General features: G+C 64.1%; 19 protein-coding genes. 9 read left to right on the top strand and 10 right to left on the bottom strand.

Annotated features, from left to right (window positions below; all coding sequences use genetic code 11):
* Positions 1-140 precede the first annotated feature (140 nt).
* Positions 141-1,397, top strand: coding sequence for an NADP-dependent isocitrate dehydrogenase (icd, locus tag ACNFG0_RS00585; protein WP_196143252.1), 1,257 nt, complete (start codon positions 141-143; stop codon positions 1,395-1,397).
* 70 nt (positions 1,398-1,467) lie between these two features.
* Here the strand turns inward: icd and cspD are convergent, their stop codons facing one another.
* The gene (cspD, locus tag ACNFG0_RS00590; RefSeq protein WP_196143251.1) at positions 1,468-1,725 is read right to left on the bottom strand and encodes a cold shock domain-containing protein CspD; all 258 of its coding nucleotides are present in this window, start codon (positions 1,723-1,725) and stop codon (positions 1,468-1,470) included.
* 229 nt (positions 1,726-1,954) lie between these two features.
* On the opposite strand from cspD, the gene clpS reads away from it, so the two are divergent.
* Together clpS and clpA are read left to right on the top strand one after the other, a co-directional pair.
* Positions 1,955-2,317: an ATP-dependent Clp protease adapter ClpS gene (gene clpS, locus ACNFG0_RS00595; protein WP_043212233.1), complete on the top strand. Its 363-nt coding sequence runs from the start codon at positions 1,955-1,957 to the stop codon at positions 2,315-2,317.
* Between the two features lie 30 nt (positions 2,318-2,347).
* Positions 2,348-4,618: an ATP-dependent Clp protease ATP-binding subunit ClpA gene (gene clpA, locus ACNFG0_RS00600; RefSeq protein WP_196143250.1), complete on the top strand. Its 2,271-nt coding sequence runs from the start codon at positions 2,348-2,350 to the stop codon at positions 4,616-4,618.
* 161 nt (positions 4,619-4,779) lie between these two features.
* Here the strand turns inward: clpA and infA are convergent, their stop codons facing one another.
* From infA to aat, 3 genes are all read right to left on the bottom strand, one after another.
* Entirely contained in the window at positions 4,780-4,998 is a 219-nt protein-coding gene (gene infA, locus ACNFG0_RS00605) for a translation initiation factor IF-1 (protein WP_002553999.1), read from the bottom strand.
* A 103-nt stretch (positions 4,999-5,101) separates the two neighbouring features.
* The gene (locus ACNFG0_RS00610) at positions 5,102-5,809 is read right to left on the bottom strand and encodes an arginyltransferase (RefSeq protein ID WP_084855706.1); all 708 of its coding nucleotides are present in this window, start codon (positions 5,807-5,809) and stop codon (positions 5,102-5,104) included.
* Positions 5,810-5,864: 55 nt separating this feature from the next.
* Entirely contained in the window at positions 5,865-6,545 is a 681-nt protein-coding gene (gene aat / locus ACNFG0_RS00615; protein WP_416763866.1) for a leucyl/phenylalanyl-tRNA--protein transferase, read from the bottom strand.
* Between the two features lie 384 nt (positions 6,546-6,929).
* Here aat and ftsK point away from each other — a divergent pair, with 384 nt between their 5' ends.
* The 6 genes from ftsK (at position 6,930) to cysG (ending at position 14,440) form a co-directional block, all read left to right on the top strand.
* Entirely contained in the window at positions 6,930-9,344 is a 2,415-nt protein-coding gene (gene ftsK / locus ACNFG0_RS00620) for a DNA translocase FtsK (RefSeq protein WP_196143249.1), read from the top strand.
* A 62-nt stretch (positions 9,345-9,406) separates the two neighbouring features.
* Positions 9,407-10,030, top strand: a complete 624-nt coding sequence (gene lolA, locus ACNFG0_RS00625; RefSeq protein ID WP_196143248.1) for an outer membrane lipoprotein chaperone LolA — start codon at positions 9,407-9,409, stop codon at positions 10,028-10,030.
* An 11-nt stretch (positions 10,031-10,041) separates the two neighbouring features.
* Positions 10,042-11,367: a replication-associated recombination protein A gene (locus ACNFG0_RS00630; RefSeq protein ID WP_196143247.1), complete on the top strand. Its 1,326-nt coding sequence runs from the start codon at positions 10,042-10,044 to the stop codon at positions 11,365-11,367.
* Positions 11,364-11,738: a fluoride efflux transporter CrcB gene (crcB, locus tag ACNFG0_RS00635; RefSeq protein WP_196155414.1), complete on the top strand. Its 375-nt coding sequence runs from the start codon at positions 11,364-11,366 to the stop codon at positions 11,736-11,738. The genes ACNFG0_RS00630 and crcB overlap by 4 nt, the downstream gene beginning before the upstream one ends.
* Positions 11,739-11,764: 26 nt before the next feature.
* A complete protein-coding gene (gene serS / locus ACNFG0_RS00640; protein ID WP_196143245.1) occupies positions 11,765-13,045 on the top strand; it encodes a serine--tRNA ligase in 1,281 nt (426 codons plus the stop codon).
* A complete protein-coding gene (cysG, locus tag ACNFG0_RS00645) occupies positions 13,046-14,440 on the top strand; it encodes a siroheme synthase CysG (protein WP_196155413.1) in 1,395 nt (464 codons plus the stop codon).
* Positions 14,441-14,563: 123 nt separating this feature from the next.
* On the opposite strand, the gene ACNFG0_RS00650 is transcribed toward cysG, so the two are convergent.
* The 6 genes from ACNFG0_RS00650 to tusD form a co-directional block, all read right to left on the bottom strand.
* On the bottom strand, positions 14,564-15,523 hold the full coding sequence (locus ACNFG0_RS00650) for a glutathione S-transferase family protein (protein ID WP_416763761.1): 960 nt from the start codon (positions 15,521-15,523) through the stop codon (positions 14,564-14,566).
* 96 nt (positions 15,524-15,619) lie between these two features.
* Positions 15,620-16,621, bottom strand: a complete 1,002-nt coding sequence (locus ACNFG0_RS00655; protein WP_416763762.1) for a glycosyl transferase family protein — start codon at positions 16,619-16,621, stop codon at positions 15,620-15,622.
* Positions 16,618-16,953 (bottom strand): TusE/DsrC/DsvC family sulfur relay protein, encoded by a 336-nt coding sequence (locus ACNFG0_RS00660; protein ID WP_196143241.1) that lies wholly within the window; start codon positions 16,951-16,953, stop codon positions 16,618-16,620. Before ACNFG0_RS00660 ends, ACNFG0_RS00655 begins: the two co-directional genes overlap by 4 nt.
* Positions 16,950-17,246, bottom strand: a complete 297-nt coding sequence (tusB, locus tag ACNFG0_RS00665) for a sulfurtransferase complex subunit TusB (RefSeq protein WP_196155411.1) — start codon at positions 17,244-17,246, stop codon at positions 16,950-16,952. Before tusB ends, ACNFG0_RS00660 begins: the two co-directional genes overlap by 4 nt.
* On the bottom strand, positions 17,246-17,605 hold the full coding sequence (gene tusC, locus ACNFG0_RS00670) for a sulfurtransferase complex subunit TusC (protein WP_416763763.1): 360 nt from the start codon (positions 17,603-17,605) through the stop codon (positions 17,246-17,248). The genes tusB and tusC overlap by 1 nt, the downstream gene beginning before the upstream one ends.
* A gap of 1 nt (position 17,606) precedes the next feature.
* Entirely contained in the window at positions 17,607-17,999 is a 393-nt protein-coding gene (gene tusD, locus ACNFG0_RS00675; protein ID WP_196155409.1) for a sulfurtransferase complex subunit TusD, read from the bottom strand.
* Between the last annotated feature and the right edge of the window lie 18 nt (positions 18,000-18,017).

The following is an 18,017-nucleotide window of genomic DNA, read 5'->3' on the forward strand; positions in this document are numbered from 1 at the left end:
GATATCGGCCCATTTATAAGACCAAAGACGTATCTGCAATGTGGTCGGTTGTCGCATCCCTTGCAGGTCGGCGGATGTGGTTTAGGCTCATTGGATCGCAGGATGTCCAATCACACCTGGAAAAAGCGGAGTAGTGCAGCATGGGATACCAGAAAATCAAGGTTCCGGCGGACGGTGCCAAGATCACCGTCAATGCAGACCATTCGCTCAACGTTCCCGACAACCCCATCATCCCGTACATCGAGGGCGACGGTATCGGTGTCGATGTTTCGCCGGTGATGATCAAGGTGGTGGATGCCGCCGTGCAGAAGGCCTACGGTGGCAAGCGCAAGATCGCCTGGATGGAAGTGTATGCCGGCGAGAAGGCCACCCAGGTATACGACCAGGACACCTGGCTGCCCCAGGAAACGCTCGATGCGGTGCGCGACTACGTCGTGTCGATCAAGGGCCCACTGACCACGCCAGTCGGTGGCGGCATCCGCTCGCTGAACGTGGCCCTGCGCCAGCAGCTGGACCTGTACGTCTGCCTGCGCCCGGTGCTGTGGTTCCAGGGCGTGCCGAGCCCGGTCAAGAAGCCGGGCGATGTCGACATGGTGATCTTCCGCGAGAACTCCGAGGACATCTATGCCGGCATCGAATGGAAGGCCGGTTCCCCGGAGGCGAACAAGGTGATCAAGTTCCTCAAGGAGGAAATGGGTGTCACCAAGATCCGTTTCGACCAGGACTGCGGCATCGGCGTCAAGCCAGTCTCCCGGGAAGGCACCAAGCGCCTGGTTCGCAAGGCCCTGCAGTATGTGGTGGACAACGACCGCGAGTCGCTGACCCTGGTGCACAAGGGCAACATCATGAAGTTCACCGAAGGGGCCTTCAAGGACTGGGGCTACGAGGTGGCCCGGGACGAGTTCGGCGCCGAGCTGCTCGACGGCGGCCCATGGATGAAGTTCAAGAACCCCAAGAGCGGCCGTGAGGTGATCGTCAAGGACGCGATTGCCGACGCCATGCTCCAGCAGATCCTGCTGCGCCCAGCCGAATACGATGTGATCGCGACCCTCAACCTCAACGGCGACTACCTCTCCGATGCCCTGGCGGCCGAGGTCGGCGGCATCGGCATCGCCCCGGGTGCCAACCTCTCCGACACCGTGGCCATGTTCGAGGCTACCCATGGCACTGCGCCCAAGTATGCCGGGCAGGACAAGGTCAACCCGGGTTCGGTGATCCTCTCGGCAGAGATGATGCTGCGCCACATGGGCTGGACCGAGGCGGCCGACCTGATCATCAAGGGGACCAATGGCGCGATCGCCGCCAAGACCGTCACGTATGACTTCGAGCGCTTGATGGAAGGGGCCACGCTGGTCAGCAGCTCCGGCTTCGGCGACGAAATGATCAAGCACATGTGAGGCCAATGAAAACCGGCCAGCCCTTGCGGGGCTGGCCGGCTGCCGATGTGCCTGCAGAAGGTGGGGCGGGTCAGGCCTGTACGGTGTCGCCTGCCGGCTGGGCCTCGACCTTGGCCTGGGTGGCGCCAGTGTTGGCGATGTTCACGGCGTGCAGCCCTTTAGGACCCTGGACGATGTCGAAGGTCACGGACTGGCCAGCTTTGAGCGTCTTGTAGCCGTCCATCTGGATATGCGAATAGTGGGCGAACAGGTCTTCGCTTTTACCCTCCTCGTTGACGAAACCATAGCCCTTGGCATTGTTGAACCACTTGACTTTACCGCTCGCCATCCTCATGTCCCTCTGCAAAGGACTCCATCACTGGAGTATCATCCGGTCATCCGCATACGAACCATGCGAAAAAATCTGGTTGACTGCGCGGATCTTTATCGACCACGGTGGGTTCTTATTGGTTGTAACACCGTTTTGCCGATAGTCAAGGTCAGACGGCGCCCGCGCCGGAAGCGGCCTGCGCGGTCAACCCACTACCTTAACCTGTCGATATGATGAAATTCTTTCCATGCAACCACTCAGCCAGATTCGACTAACATTCAATCAGGATCGCCCGCAATCGAACGAGGACGACGGCTCCGGTCTGGCGGTACAGGAAGCCAAGCCGATCCTGCAGGCGCCACCGATGTACAAGGTGGTTTTGTTCAACGATGACTACACGCCAATGGATTTCGTCGTCGAAGTGCTCGAGACGTTCTTCAATCTGAACCGCGAGCTGGCGACCAAGATCATGCTGACCGTCCATACCGAAGGGCGGGCAGTGTGCGGATTGTTTACCCGTGACATCGCCGAGACAAAGGCCATGCAGGTCAACCAATACGCCAGGGAAAGCCAGCATCCGCTACTCTGTGAAATCGAGAAGGACGGTTAATCGCCGACCACTTGGGTATGAGGTGAAGCTATGTTAAACCGCGAGCTCGAAGTCACCCTCAATCTGGCCTTCAAGGAGGCTCGTTCGAAGCGTCATGAGTTCATGACCGTCGAACACCTGCTGCTTGCACTCCTTGACAACGAGGCCGCCGCGACCGTTCTTCGCGCCTGTGGTGCCAATCTCGACAAGCTCAAGCACGACCTGCAAGAGTTCATCGATTCCACCACACCGCTGATTCCCGTTCATGACGAGGACCGCGAAACCCAGCCGACCCTGGGCTTCCAGCGCGTCCTGCAGCGTGCCGTGTTCCATGTGCAGAGCTCCGGCAAGCGCGAAGTCACCGGCGCCAACGTGCTGGTGGCGATCTTCAGCGAACAGGAAAGCCAGGCCGTGTTCCTGCTCAAGCAGCAGAGCGTGGCGCGCATCGACGTGGTCAACTACATCGCCCATGGCATCTCCAAGGTGCCGGGCCACGGTTCGCACAGCGAAAGCGACCAGGACATGCAGGACGAGGAAGGTGGCGAAGCCGCGTCCTCGAGCAACCCCCTGGACGCCTATGCCAGCAACCTGAACGAACTGGCCCGCCTGGGCCGCATCGACCCACTGGTGGGTCGCGAACAGGAAGTCGAGCGGGTCGCCCAGATCCTCGCCCGCCGGCGCAAGAACAACCCGCTGCTGGTCGGTGAGGCTGGCGTGGGCAAGACCGCCATCGCCGAAGGCCTGGCCAAGCGTATCGTCGACGGCCAGGTGCCTGACCTGCTGGCCCAGAGCGTCGTCTACTCCCTCGACCTCGGCGCCTTGCTGGCCGGTACCAAGTACCGCGGCGACTTCGAGAAGCGCTTCAAGGCGCTGCTCGGCGAGCTGCGCAAGCGTCCGCAGGCGATCCTGTTCATCGACGAGATCCACACCATCATCGGTGCCGGTGCGGCATCGGGCGGGGTGATGGATGCGTCCAACCTGCTCAAGCCGCTGCTGTCCTCCGGGGATATTCGCTGCATCGGTTCGACCACGTTCCAGGAGTTTCGCGGTATCTTCGAGAAGGATCGGGCCCTGGCGCGGCGTTTCCAGAAGGTCGACGTCACCGAGCCGTCGGTGGAAGACACCGTGGGCATCCTGCGTGGCCTGAAGGGCCGCTTCGAGACTCACCACAACATCGAGTACAGCGACGAGGCCCTGCGCGCCGCCGCCGAACTGGCTGCGCGCTACATCAATGACCGGCACATGCCGGACAAGGCCATCGACGTGATCGACGAGGCCGGCGCCTACCAGCGCCTGCAGCCGGAGGCCAACAGGGTCAAGCGCATCGACGTGTCGCAGGTCGAGGACATCGTCGCCAAGATCGCGCGGATCCCGCCCAAGCATGTCACCAGTTCCGACAAGGAACTGCTGCGTAACCTCGAGCGTGATCTCAAGCTCACCGTGTTCGGCCAGGATGCCGCCATCGACTCGCTGGCGACCGCGATCAAGCTCTCCCGTGCCGGGCTCAAGGCGCCGGACAAGCCGGTCGGTTCGTTCCTGTTCGCCGGCCCCACCGGCGTGGGCAAGACCGAGGCCGCACGCCAGTTGGCCAAGGCCCTGGGCGTCGAGCTGGTGCGCTTCGACATGTCCGAGTACATGGAGCGGCATACCGTGTCGCGCCTGATCGGTGCACCGCCAGGCTATGTCGGGTTCGACCAGGGTGGCCTGTTGACCGAGGCGATCACCAAGCAACCGCACTGCGTGCTGCTGCTCGACGAAATCGAGAAGGCCCACCCGGAAGTCTTCAACCTGCTGCTGCAGGTGATGGACCACGGGACCTTGACCGACAATAACGGGCGCAAGGCGGACTTCCGCAACGTGATTCTGATCATGACCACCAACGCCGGCGCCGAAACCGCCGCGCGGGCCTCGATCGGCTTCACCCAGCAGGACCACACTTCCGATGCCATGGAAGTGATCCGCAAGAGCTTCACGCCCGAGTTCCGCAACCGTCTGGACACCATCATCCAGTTCGGCCGCCTGAGTCACGAAACCATCAAGAGCATCGTCGACAAGTTCCTCATCGAACTGCAGGCGCAGCTCGAGGACAAGCGTGTGCTGCTGGAAGTCAGCGATGACGCCCGCGGGTGGCTGGCCGCCTCCGGCTACGACGTGCAGATGGGTGCACGGCCCATGGCGCGGCTCATCCAGGACAAGATCAAGCGGCCGTTGGCCGAGGAGATCCTGTTCGGCGAGTTGTCCGAGCATGGCGGGGTGGTGCACGTCGACCTGCGTGATGGCGAGCTGGTGTTCGACTTCGAGACCACGGCCGAGGTTGCGTGACAGCAGGGCCACGTTGCGGCCCATCGCGAGCTTTGCTCGCTCCTACGGGATGCATAACCCCGTAGGAGCAAGCGCAGCTCGCGATGGCTGCAAAGCAGCCCTCTATATCTGACAGGCATAAAAAAGCCCGGCACATGGCCGGGCTTTTTCATGGCTGGAGCTTAGCGCGCACGGTAGGTGATGCGGCCCTTGCTCAGGTCGTACGGCGTCAGTTCGACGCGGACCTTGTCGCCAGTGAGAATGCGGATGTAGTTCTTGCGCATCTTCCCAGAGATGTGCGCGGTTACGACGTGCCCGTTTTCCAACTCCACGCGGAACATGGTGTTGGGCAGGGTGTCGACGACAGTACCTTCCATTTCGAAGCTGTCTTCTTTCGACATGCAGTAAAGCCCTCGGTATCCAGTGATGGCCCGACGCACAACTGCACCGGGCAAAAAAAGTGGCGTGGATTATGCCCGAAAACTGTGTTTTAAGCCAATGCTTTCAATTGAGGGTAACCCACCGCTGGTTGATCAGCAGTTCGATAGGCCGGTACTGGGTCTTGTAGTTCATTTTCTTGCAGTTCTTGATCCAGTAACCCAGGTAGACCGCTTCCAGGTCCTGGCGCAGGGCTTCGGTGATCTGCCAGAGGATGGCGTAGCGCCCCAGGCTGCGGCGTTCTTCTTCCGGTTCGTAGAAGGTGTAGACCGCCGACAGGCCGTTGGGCAGCAGGTCGCACACGGCCACGGCCATCAGCCGGCCTTCGAGGCGGAATTCATAGAACCAGCAGAACGGCAGGTCGCGTACCAGGAAGGTGGAAAACTGGTCACGGCTCGGCGGGTACATGTCGCCATCGGCGTGGCGTTGCTCGATGTAGCGCCGGTAGAGGTCGAAATATTCTTCGCGAAAGGCCGGGCGGGCGGCGGTGACGGTCAGGTCGGCGTTGCGCTTGAGGATGCGTCGTTGCTGGCGGTTGGGAATGAAGCGCGCCGCCGGGATGCGGGCAGGCACGCAAGCATTGCAATGCTGGCAATGGGGGCGGTACAGGTGGTCGCCACTGCGGCGGAAACCCATTTCCGAAAGGTCGGCATACACATGCACGTCCATCGGTTGGCTGGGGTCCAGGAACAGCGTAGTCGCCTGCTCGTCCGGCAGGTAACTGCAGGCGTGGGGCTGAGTGGCATAGAACTTCAACCGCGCCAGCTCTGTCATGATCGACCCCTCGGCAAGACTTTGATTTAAGTGTAAGCCAGCTGGCAGAACTCGCCTAGCGAGCCCAGGTGGCTGTGTTGGGCTGGTCGAGGTGGCGCGCCAGGTGCTCGGCGAAGCTGGCCCTGCTGATGGCGCGGGCGCCAAGGCTGTGCAGGTGGTTGGTCGGCATCTGGCAGTCGATCAGTACGAAGCCGGCGGCCTTCAGGTGCTCGACCAAGGCGACGAAGCCCACTTTGGAGGCATTGTCGGCGCGGCTGAACATCGATTCGCCGAAGAACAGCCGACCCATGGCCAGGCCATACAGGCCGCCGACCAGTTCACCGTTCTGGCGCACCTCCACCGAGTGGGCGATGCCGCGCCGGTGCAGCTCGCAATAGGCCGCTTGCATGCTGTCGGTGATCCAGGTGCCGTCGGCGTAGTCGCGCGGGGCGGCGCAGGCAGCGATGACCGCAGCGAAGTCGGTATCGAAACTGACCTGGCAATGGCCCTGGCGGATGAACTTGGCCAGCGAGCGGGATACATGCAATTCGTCGGGGAACAACACGGTGCGAGGGTCGGGTGACCACCAGAGGATCGGCTGGCCGTCCTGGTACCAGGGGAAGCAGCCATGGCGATAGGCCTGCACCAGGCGCTCCGGGGTCAGGTCGCCGCCCGCGGCGAGCAGGCCGTTGGGGTCGTGCAGGGCCTTGTCCAGGGGCGGGAAGGTCAGGGAATCGCGGGTCAGCCAGGTGAGCATGGTCTTTCGGTGGTGGGGGAGGGGAGAGGGCAGCATGGCGTGCAGGGTCGAGGAGGTCAATCTCTGGCCTTGTGCCGGCCTGGCGTCGTAGGAGCCGGATTGCCGGCGATGGCGGTGGGTCAGACCGCTGTGCGGGGCGATTTCATGCACATGCATGCCGCCACCGGCACCATCCGGCGTATTTGCTGTCACACCTGTGCAAAAACACAGCATAAGCCTTTGTCACGAAAGTAAATGCGTGCTCAAATTGCACCCATAGGGAATCCGCCCCGTTCATGCCCGTGGCGCGCTGCCATGGCGACTGGCGGGCAGTAATGTTAAAAGTAGTGGTTCATTGACCGGACACACTACTGGACGCGCAGCAAGCGCAGGAATAGACGCGTTTTGAAGAAATCCACCGCAACCCCGACCCCCTTGCCCGTGCCCCTGTGGCGCCAGCAGCTGCATTACCGCCTCAAGGAAGGCGCGCTAATCGCTGTCGGTGCCCTGTGCCTGTACCTGTGGATGGCACTGCTGACCTACGACACGGCAGACCCGGGCTTCAGCCACACCAGCAACGTCGACCAGGTGCAGAACGCCGCCGGCCGTGCCGGTGCCTATTTCGCCGATATCCTGTTCATGGTGTTGGGCTACTTCGCCTACATCTTCCCGTTGCTGCTGGCGATCAAGACCTGGCAGATCTTCCGTGAGCGCCACCAGCCCTGGGAGTGGAGCGGCTGGCTGTTCTCCTGGCGGCTCATCGGCCTGGTGTTCCTGGTGCTGTCGGGCGCGGCCCTGGCGCATATCCATTTCCACCCGCCGGCGAGCATGCCGTTCTCCGCGGGCGGCGCCCTGGGCGAGAGCCTGGGCGAGCTGGCGCGCAACCTGCTGAACGTGCAGGGCAGCACCTTGATGTTCATTGCCCTGTTCCTGTTCGGCCTGACGGTGTTCACCGACCTGTCGTGGTTCAAGGTGATGGACATCACCGGCAAGATCACCCTCGATCTGTTCGAGCTGGTGCAGGGCGCGGCCAACCGCTGGTGGGAGGCCCGCAACGAGCGCAAGCGCCTGGTGGCGCAGCTGCGCGAGGTGGACGAGCAGGTCGACGAAGTGGTGGCGCCGGTGGTGCCGGACAAACGCGAACAGGCCAAGGCCCGCGAGCGCATCATCGAACGCGACGAGGCCCTGACCAAGCATGTGGCCCAGCGCGAACAGCAGCCGGCCCCGGTGATCATGCCGGCCCCGGTCAAGGCGCCGGAGCCGAGCAAGCGGGTGATGAAGGAAAAACAGGCGCCGTTGTTCGTCGACAGCGCCGTCGAGGGCACCCTGCCATCGATCTCCATCCTCGACCCGGCCGAGCAGAAGAAGATCGAATACTCGCCAGAGTCCCTGGCCGGTGTCGGCCACCTGCTGGAAATCAAACTCAAGGAATTCGGCGTCGAAGTATCGGTGGACTCGATCCACCCGGGCCCGGTGATCACCCGCTACGAGATCCAGCCGGCTGCCGGCGTCAAGGTCAGCCGTATCGCCAACCTGGCCAAGGACCTGGCGCGTTCGCTGGCCGTGACCAGCGTGCGCGTGGTCGAGGTCATCCCCGGCAAGACCACCGTGGGTATCGAGATCCCCAACGAGAACCGGCAGATGGTGCGCTTCTCCGAGGTGCTCTCTACGCCGCAGTACGACGAGCAGAAGTCGCCGGTCACCCTGGCCCTGGGCCACGACATCGGCGGCAAGCCGGTGATCACCGATCTGGCCAAGATGCCGCACTTGCTGGTGGCTGGTACCACCGGCTCCGGTAAGTCGGTGGGCGTGAACGCGATGATCCTGTCGATCCTGTTCAAGTCCAGCCCGGAAGACGCGCGGCTGATCATGATCGACCCGAAGATGCTCGAACTGTCGATCTACGAGGGCATCCCGCACCTGCTGTGCCCGGTGGTCACCGACATGAAGGACGCTGCCAACGCCCTGCGCTGGAGCGTGGCCGAGATGGAGCGGCGCTACAAGCTGATGGCGGCCATGGGTGTACGTAACCTGGCCGGCTTCAACCGCAAGATCAAGGACGCCCAGGAGGCCGGTGAGATCATTCACGACCCGCTGTATCGCCGCGAGAGCATGGACGACGAGCCGCCGGCACTGAAGACGCTGCCGACCATCGTGGTGATCGTCGACGAATTCGCCGACATGATGATGATCGTCGGCAAGAAGGTGGAAGAGCTGATCGCCCGTATCGCCCAGAAGGCCCGCGCCGCCGGTATCCACCTGATCCTCGCCACCCAGCGCCCCTCGGTGGACGTGATCACCGGCCTGATCAAGGCCAACATCCCGACGCGTATGGCGTTCCAGGTGTCGAGCAAGATTGACTCGCGGACCATCATCGATCAGGGCGGTGCCGAACAGTTGCTTGGCCACGGGGACATGCTCTACATGCCGCCGGGCACCAGCCTGCCGATCCGCGTGCATGGCGCATTCGTCTCCGACGACGAGGTCCATCGCGTGGTCGAGGCATGGAAGATGCGCGGTGCGCCGGACTACAACGACGACATCCTCAACGGCGTCGAGGAGGCCGGCAGCGGCTTCGAAGGCGGCGGCGGTGGTGGTGGCGACGGCGACGACCCGGAAGCCGACGCCCTGTACGACGAAGCGGTGCAGTTCGTGCTGGAAAGCCGCCGGGCGTCGATTTCCGCGGTGCAGCGCAAGCTCAAGATCGGCTACAACCGTGCCGCGCGAATGATCGAGGCGATGGAGATGGCCGGCGTGGTCACCCCCATGAACAGCAACGGCTCGCGGGAAGTGATTGCCCCGGGTGGCCCGCGCGATTGATGATCACCTTGCCGGGTGCCAATGGCGGTGCCCGGCCTACCCACTGTTCGACGAGGATTCCCATGCGCGCGATTCGCATGCTGTTGGTTTCTGCCCTGGCCCTGGGCGCGGTGTCGGCCCATGCCGACGAGAAGGATGTGGCGCGCCTGACCCAGTTGCTGGAAAAGTCCCAGACCCTTTCCGCCCGTTTCTCCCAGCTGACCCTGGACGCCAGCGGCACCAGCTTGCAGGAGACCAGCGGGCAGATGTCGGTCAAGCGCCCAGGCCTGTTCTACTGGCACACCGATGCGCCCCAGGAGCAGGTGGTGGTGTCCGATGGCCAGAAAGTCACCCTGTGGGACCCGGACCTGGAGCAGGCCACGGTCAAGAAGCTCGACGTACGCCTGAACCAGACCCCGGCGCTGCTGCTGTCCGGCGATGTGTCGAAGATCAGCCAGAGCTTCGACATCACCTCCAAGGAGCAGGGCGAAGTCATGGACTTCACCTTGAAGCCCAAGACCAAGGACACGCTGTTCGACTCGCTGCGCGTGTCGTTCCGCCGCGGGCTGATCAATGACATGCAACTGGTCGACAGCGTGGGCCAGCGTACCAATATCCTGTTCAACGGGGTCAAGGCCAACGAGCCGATCCCGGCGAGCACGTTCCAGTTCAAGATCCCGGAAGGCGCTGACGTCATCCAGGAATAACGAGAGCCATCATGGACCTGTTTCGAAGCGAACCCGTCGCCCAGCCCCTGGCCGCCCGGCTGCGTCCGTCCAACCTGGACGAGTACGTCGGCCAGGAGCACCTGCTGGCGCGCGGCAAGCCGCTGCGCGAGGCGCTGGAGCAGGGTGCGCTGCATTCGATGATCTTCTGGGGGCCACCCGGGGTCGGCAAAACCACCCTGGCGCGGCTTCTGGCGCAGTTCTGCGACGCACACTTCGAAACGGTGTCGGCGGTGCTTGCGGGGGTCAAGGAGATCCGCCAGGCCGTCGAGGTGGCCAAGCAGCAGGCCGGCCAGTACGGCCGCCGGACCATCCTGTTCGTCGACGAAGTACACCGCTTCAACAAGTCCCAGCAGGATGCCTTCCTGCCCTATGTCGAAGACGGCACGCTGATCTTCATCGGCGCCACCACCGAGAACCCGTCTTTCGAGCTGAACAACGCCTTGCTCTCGCGGGCGCGGGTGTATGTGCTCAAGAGCCTGGATGAAGCGGCCCTGCGTAAACTGGTCAACCGCGCCCTGACCGAAGAGCGTGGCCTTGGCGCGCGCCAGCTGCGGGTGGGCGACGAAGCCTTCCAGATGCTCATGGCCGCCGCCGACGGCGATGGCCGGCGCATGCTCAACCTGCTGGAGAACGCCTCGGACCTGGCCGACGATGGCGAGGAGATCGGCGTCGAGCTGCTGCAAAGCCTGCTGGGCGACAGCCGCCGACGCTTCGACAAGGGGGGCGAGGCCTTCTACGACCAGATTTCTGCGTTGCACAAATCGGTGCGGGGCTCCAACCCTGATGCGGCCCTGTATTGGTATGCGCGCATGCTCGACGGTGGCTGCGACCCGCTGTACATCGCCCGCCGCGTGGTGCGCATGGCCAGCGAGGACATCGGCAATGCCGACCCTCGTGCCCTGAGCCTGTGTCTTTCGGCCTGGGACGTTCAGGAACGCCTGGGTAGCCCAGAAGGCGAACTGGCGGTGGCCCAGGCCATCACCTACATCGCCTGCGCGCCGAAGAGCAATGCGGTGTACATGGGCTTCAAGGCGGCCATGCGCGAGGCGGCCGAGCACGGCTCGCTGGAGGTGCCGCTGCACCTGCGCAATGCGCCGACCAAACTGATGAAACAACTGGGCTATGGCGAAGAATACCGCTATGCCCACGACGAGCCGGACGCCTACGCCGCAGGCGAGGACTACTTCCCCGAGCAGCTCGAGCCGCGCCAGTACTACCAGCCAGTGCCGCGAGGCCTGGAGTTGAAGATCGGCGAGAAACTGCGCCACCTGGCCGACCTCGACCGCAGCAGCCCTCGCCAGCGGAGAAAACCATGATTGCCCTGGTCGCCGCGGTCAGTGCCGGCGGTATAGCCGGCACCTTGCTGCGCTTCGCCACGGCCAATTGGGTCTCTGCCCACTGGCCACGCCACTTCTATCTCGGTACGCTGGCAGTCAACTTGGTCGGCTGCCTGCTGATCGGCCTGCTCTACGGCCTGTTCCTGCACAAGCCGCTGGCACCGGTCGAGTTGCGCGCGGGCCTGATCGTCGGCTTTCTGGGTGGCCTGACGACGTTTTCCTCTTTTTCGCTGGATACCGTGCGCCTGATGGAAAGCGGGCAAGTACCGCTGGCCCTGGGTTATAGCGCGATCAGCGTAGTGGGCGGGCTGTTGGCCACTTGGGCCGGCCTGTCCTTGACCAAATTCTGAACCAACACACACAACGAGAGAACGATATGCTCGATTCCAAACTGTTACGCGGCCAACTTCAGGAAGTGGCGGATCGCCTGGCCTCCCGTGGCTTCAGCCTGGATGTCGCGCGCATCGAATCACTGGAAGAGCGCCGCAAGGCGGTGCAGACTCGCACCGAGCAACTGCAGGCCGAGCGTAACGCCCGTTCCAAGTCCATCGGCCAGGCCAAGGCCAAGGGCGAGGACATCGCCCCGCTGATGGCCGACGTCGAGCGCATGGCCAACGAGCTGGCGGCCGGCAAGACCGAGTTGGACGGCATCCAGGCCGAACTGGACGCGATCCTGCTGACCATCCCCAACCTGCCGGACGCCAGCGTGCCGGTCGGCGCCAGCGAAGACGACAACGTCGAAGTACGTCGCTGGGGCACCCCGAAGGTCTTCGATTTCGAGATCAAGGACCACGTCGCCCTGGGCGAGATCAGCGGTGGCCTGGACTTCGAAGCTGCCGCCAAGCTGTCCGGCGCCCGCTTCGCCGTGCTGCGCGGCCCGATCGCCCGCCTGCACCGCGCCCTGGCGCAGTTCATGATCAACCTGCACACCGGTGAGCACGGCTACGAAGAGGCCTACACCCCATACATGGTGCAGGCGCCAGCCCTGCAAGGCACCGGCCAGCTGCCGAAGTTCGAGGAAGACCTGTTCAAGATCAGCCGCGAAGGCGAGGCCGACTTCTACCTGATCCCGACCGCCGAGGTATCGCTGACCAACCTGGTGGCCGACCAGATCCTCGACGCCAAGCAACTGCCGATCAAGTACGTCGCCCACACCCCGTGCTTCCGCAGCGAGGCCGGTGCCTCGGGGCGTGATACCCGCGGCATGATCCGCCAGCACCAGTTCGACAAGGTCGAGATGGTGCAGGTAGTCGAGCCTTCCAAGTCCATGGAAGCCCTGGAAGGCCTGACCGCCAACGCCGAGCGTGTGCTCCAGCTGCTGGAGCTGCCGTACCGCGTGCTGGCGCTGTGCACTGGCGACATGGGCTTCGGCGCGGTCAAGACCTACGACCTGGAAGTCTGGGTGCCGAGCCAGGACAAGTACCGTGAGATCAGTTCCTGCTCCAACTGCGGCGACTTCCAGGCTCGCCGCATGCAGGCCCGCTGGCGCAACCCGGAAACCGGCAAGCCGGAGCTGGTGCACACTCTGAACGGTTCCGGCTTGGCCGTGGGCCGTACCCTGGTAGCGGTGTTGGAGAACTACCAGCAGGCCGACGGCTCGATCCGTGTGCCGGATGTACTCAAGCCCTACATGGGCGGTGTCGAGGTCATCCGCTAAATGGACTACCTGCCGCTGTTCCACAAGCTGCAGGGCGGCCGGGTACTGGTCGTCGGCGGTGGCGAGATCGCCTTGCGCAAGGCGCGCCTGTTGGCCGATGCCGGCGCCGCGCTGCGGGTGGTCGCGCCGGATGTCGACGGCCAGCTGGCCGCGCTGGCCCGCGAGGGCGGCGGTGAAGTCCTGGTGCGTGGTTACCAGGCCGGTGACCTGGACGGTTGCCGTCTGGTGATCGCAGCCACCGACGACTCCGGGCTCAATGCCCAGGTCTCGGCCGATGCCCAGGCGCGTAGCCTGCCGGTGAACGTGGTGGATGCGCCTGCCCTGTGCACGGTGATCTTCCCGGCCATCGTCGACCGCTCGCCCCTGGTGGTGGCGGTGTCCAGCGGCGGCGACGCACCGGTGCTGGCGCGCTTGATTCGTGCGCGGCTGGAGGCCTGGATTCCAGCCGCCTATGGCGAGCTGGCCGGGCTGGCGGCGCGGTTTCGCGACAAGGTCAAGGCGCTGTATCCGGACGTCAACCAGCGTCGCGGCTTCTGGGAGGATGTATTCCAGGGGCCGATCGCCGAACGCCAGCTGGCCGGGCAGGCCAGCGAGGCCGAGCGCCTGTTGCAGGCGAAGGTCGATGGTGCAGCGGTGCAGCAAGGGGGCGAGGTGTACCTGGTCGGTGCCGGTCCGGGCGATCCGGACCTGCTGACCTTCCGTGCCCTGCGGCTGATGCAGCAGGCCGACGTGGTGCTGTACGACCGCCTGGTGGCGCCTGCCATCATCGAGATGTGCCGGCGCGACGCCGAGCGGATCTACGTGGGCAAGCGCCGCGCCGACCATGCGGTGCCCCAGGAGCAGATCAACCGCCTGCTGGTGGACCTGGCGCGCCAGGGCAAGCGCGTGCTGCGGCTAAAGGGCGGCGATCCGTTCATCTTCGGCCGCGGTGGCGAGGAAATCGAGGAGCTGGCTGAAGAGGGCATCCCGTTCCAGGTGGTGCCGGGTATCACCGCGGCCAGTGGTTGCTCTGCCTATGGCGGCATTCCATTGACCCATCGGGACTATGCCCAGTCGGTGCGCTTCATCACCGGCCACCTCAAGGACGGCACCAGCAACCTGCCCTGGCAGGACCTGGTGGCGCCGGCCCAGACCCTGGTGTTCTACATGGGGTTGGTGGGGTTGCCGACCATCTGTGCCGAGCTGATCCGCCATGGGCGCGCGGCCAGTACGCCGGCGGCGCTCGTGCAGCAAGGGACTACCCGTCATCAGCGGGTGTTCACCGGAACCCTGGCTGATCTACCCGAGCTGGTGGCACGGCATGAAGTGCATGCGCCGACCCTGATCATCGTCGGGGAAGTGGTGCAGTTGCGCGACAAGCTGGCGTGGTTCGAAGGGGCGCAGCAGGACGGTTGAATGAAAAGGGGGCCGCTGTGCGGCCCTTTCGCAGCATGAGGCCGCTCCTACGGGTGGTGATGCGCTACCGCTTGTAGGAGCGGCCTCATGCTGCGAAAGGGCTGCAGAGCAGCCCCCGCTGGTTCAACCCTGCCAGATCCCTTTCCCCGCTAGCCGCTCCCGATCATGGGGCTGGTTGAAGTCCTGCAGTGGCCCCTTGGGCACGATCCCATTCGGGTTGATGGTCTTGTGGCTCATGTAATAGTGCTTCTGGATATGCTCCATGTTCACCGTGCCTGCCACGCCCGGCCACTGGTACAGCTCGCGCAGCCAGTTGGACAGGTTCGGGTAGGCGGTCAGGCGACGCAGGTTGCATTTGAAGTGGCCGTGGTACACCGCATCGAAGCGCACCAGGGTGGTGAACAGGCGTACATCGGCCTCGGTCAGGTAGTCACCGGCCAGGTAGCGCTGGCGGCTTAGCAATTCCTCCAAGTGGTCCAGCTCGGCGAACACCTCGTCGAATGCCGCCTCATAGGCATCCTGGGTGGTGGCGAAGCCTGCGCGGTATACGCCATTGTTCACTGCCGGGTAGATGCGTTCGTTCAATGCATCGATGGTCGCCCGCAGCGGCTCGGGGTAGAGGTCCAGGCGGTTGCCGGTCAATTCGTCGAAGGCGCTGTTGAAGATGCGGATGATTTCGGCTGACTCGTTGTTGACGATGCGCTTTTCCTGCTTGTCCCACAGCACGGGTACGGTCACGCGCCCGGTGTAGTGCGGGTCGTCCTGGGTGTAGCGCTGATGCAGGTACTGCAGGGCGTCCAGGTGGTCGCCGGTAGAACCTTGCTGCTGGTCGAAGGTCCAGCCATGCTCGCCCATCAGCCAGCTCACCACCGAGACGTCGATCAGCGGCTCGAGGCCCTTGAGGGCACGAAAGATCAGGGTGCGGTGGGCCCAGGGACAAGCCAGCGACACGTACAGGTGATAGCGCCCGGCTTCGGCGGCCGGCAATGGGTTGCGGCGTTGGCTGGTCTCGCGCTGGAACGCGCCGTCCTTGCTGTTCTGGTACCACTGGTCGTGCCAGCGGCCGTCGATCAAAAGGCCCATGGTGAGCTCCTCGGCACAAAGTCGTTTGTCGTTGGAGCTCAGTCTAGGCAAAAGCGTTCGAATAAATAGCGCAAAGACCGCGCCATTTAGATCGATTCATTCGATGTGTTTGCGGTTCACCCAATAACTGCGTGCAGTCTCGAACGCCTGTTCCCGGTGGTGGCCAAGCCCGCGCAGGGCCAAGGCCATGGTGGCCACCACGGCCAGTTCGCCATAGCTGTCGTCGGCCTCGCTGCGCCATACCGCGAGCAGGTGCTCCGGTTGCAGGCTGGCCGGCTTGACGTGGCGTTGTGCGCTCAATGCCGGCCATTCTTCGTCCCAGGCATCGCCGGCAGTGGTGCCGTAGAGGTGGCTGATGACATCGGGGTTGACCTCGATCTCGCCGCCGTCCCCCTTGATCACCACGGCATGGTCGCCCAGCAGGCGGCTGGCTTCGCGGTGCACGGCCTGATAGCCGGGGTGGAAGATGCTTTGCAGGCCGCAGCGAGCGCCCAGGGGGTTGAGCACGCGGGCCAGGGAGTGGATGGGCGAGCGCAGGCCGAGGGTGTTGCGCAGGTCGATCATCCGTTGCAGCTGGGGCGCCCAGTCTTGCAGGGGCGCGAAGGCCAGGCTATGCGTGTCCAGGGCTTTGGCCACCGAGGGCCAATCACGGCACAGGGGGATATCCAGCAGGCCCAGCAGCTGCTCGCTGTACAGGCGCCCGGCGGTATGCGCGCCGCCGCCATGCATGAGGATGCGTGTGCCGTTGGCGGCCAGGCACTTGGCTGCCAGCAGGTACCACGGCAGGTGGCGCTTCTTGCCGGCGTAGGTGGGCCAGTCCAGGTCCACGGCGATGCCGGGCGCCTGCAACTGCGCACGTAGGGCTTCGGTGAAACCGGCCAGCTCCTCGGCGCTTTCTTCCTTGTGCCGCAGCAGCATCAGGAAGGCGCCCAGTTGGGTGTCCTCGACCCTGCCTTCGAGCAGCAAGGTCATGGCCGCACGGGCTTCTTCGCGGGTCAGGCCGCGGGCGCCGCGCTTGCCTTTGCCGAGGATGCGCACGAATTCGGCGAAGGGGTGTTCGGCCGGGGTTTGCAGGGTCAGCGGGCGAGGGTCGGTCATATGCAATTGGTCGGCTTGGGCAGGCCCGCGAGCTTCGCGGCCAGTTTGGCGGGAGTGCCGTTGAACAGGCGGTTCAGGTGCGGGCTGTTGCCCTTTTCCGGGCCCAGCTTGAGCGCGGTGTACTTGATCAGCGGGCGCGTTGCCGGCGAGAGCTGGTATTGGGCGTAGAACTGGCGCAGCAGTTCAAGGACTTCCCAGTGATCGCTGGTCAACGGAATGCCTTCGCGCGCTGCCAGGGCTTCTGCGACGGGGTGGGACCAGTCTTGCAGATCGACCAGAAAGCCGTCCTTGTCCAGGGCGATCTGCCGATCGCCGATAGTCAGCGTACTCATAGCCAGCTGTTGACCTTATCGTGATGCAGGGAAAGCTCGACGAACGCGGGATAGTCCACCGTCTGGGCCAGCGTGCTGTCGATGGCCCGCGCCTGCAGGTCTTCGGCAAGGGCGAATAGGCGGCCCTGCAGGCCGGCGGCCTGGAGTTTGCGCAGCGGCTCGCTGCCTGGGCGCAGGGCATAGACCGCATCGCCGCACAGCAGCAGGGCGTCGTCGGCGCCCAGCAGGCGCAGGCAGCTGTCCAGGCGGTTGTCGCCGAAGGGCGAGTGGTTGATTACATGCAAGGTCGTCATCAGAGCGTCATCACCTGGTCGAAACGGGCAATCAAGGCGACCAGGGCTGCGTCGTCGAGCACCTGTACCGGCAGCTCCAGGGCATCGCCGGCCAGGCCGCGTTCGGCCAGGCTGTGGCCACAGGCGAACAGCTCATCGACGCCGAACATCGGCAGCGCCTGGAGGTTCGCCGCCAGGTTCTTCTGTTGCAAGGTTGCAGGCTGCTGGCCAGGGGCGAGCTGGAACACACCGTCGTCGAGGAACAGCATGCCCAGCGGCAGGTCGAAGGCGCCACCGGCCAGCGCGATGTCCAATGCCTCGCGGGCGGACGGGCCGTTCCAGGGCGCCTGGCGGCTGATGATCAACAGGGACTTGGCCATTTCAGTCGCCTCCGAAGCAGACCAGGCGGTCGGCGGTTTGCGCAGCTTCATGCAACTGGCCCAAGCCGGACAGTTCCCATGGCTTGGGCAGGTTCACCGCCGGGCGTTGGTAGCGGTTGGCTTCGGCTTCGTCGAGCACCCCACGGCGCAGGGCCGCGGCGATGCATACCACGGCGTCGAGCTGGTGGGCCTCGATGAAGGCACGCCACTGGGCGGCGATGTCCTGTTCGTCCTGGGGCGCAACCACGTTGGCCGAGGCGCTGTGCACCCCGTCCTGATAGAAAAACAACCGGGCAATCTCATGCCCGCCTGCCAGCGCTGCCTCGGCAAAGCGCAGGGCGCGGCGCGAGGAGGGCGCATGGGCCGGTGAAAAGACCGCGATAGCGAATTTCATGGACAACTCGTGCAAAGG

It is taken from the genome of Pseudomonas sp. NY15372, assembly GCF_048068215.1.
Taxonomy (GTDB): Bacteria; Pseudomonadota; Gammaproteobacteria; order Pseudomonadales; family Pseudomonadaceae; genus Aquipseudomonas; species Aquipseudomonas guariconensis_A.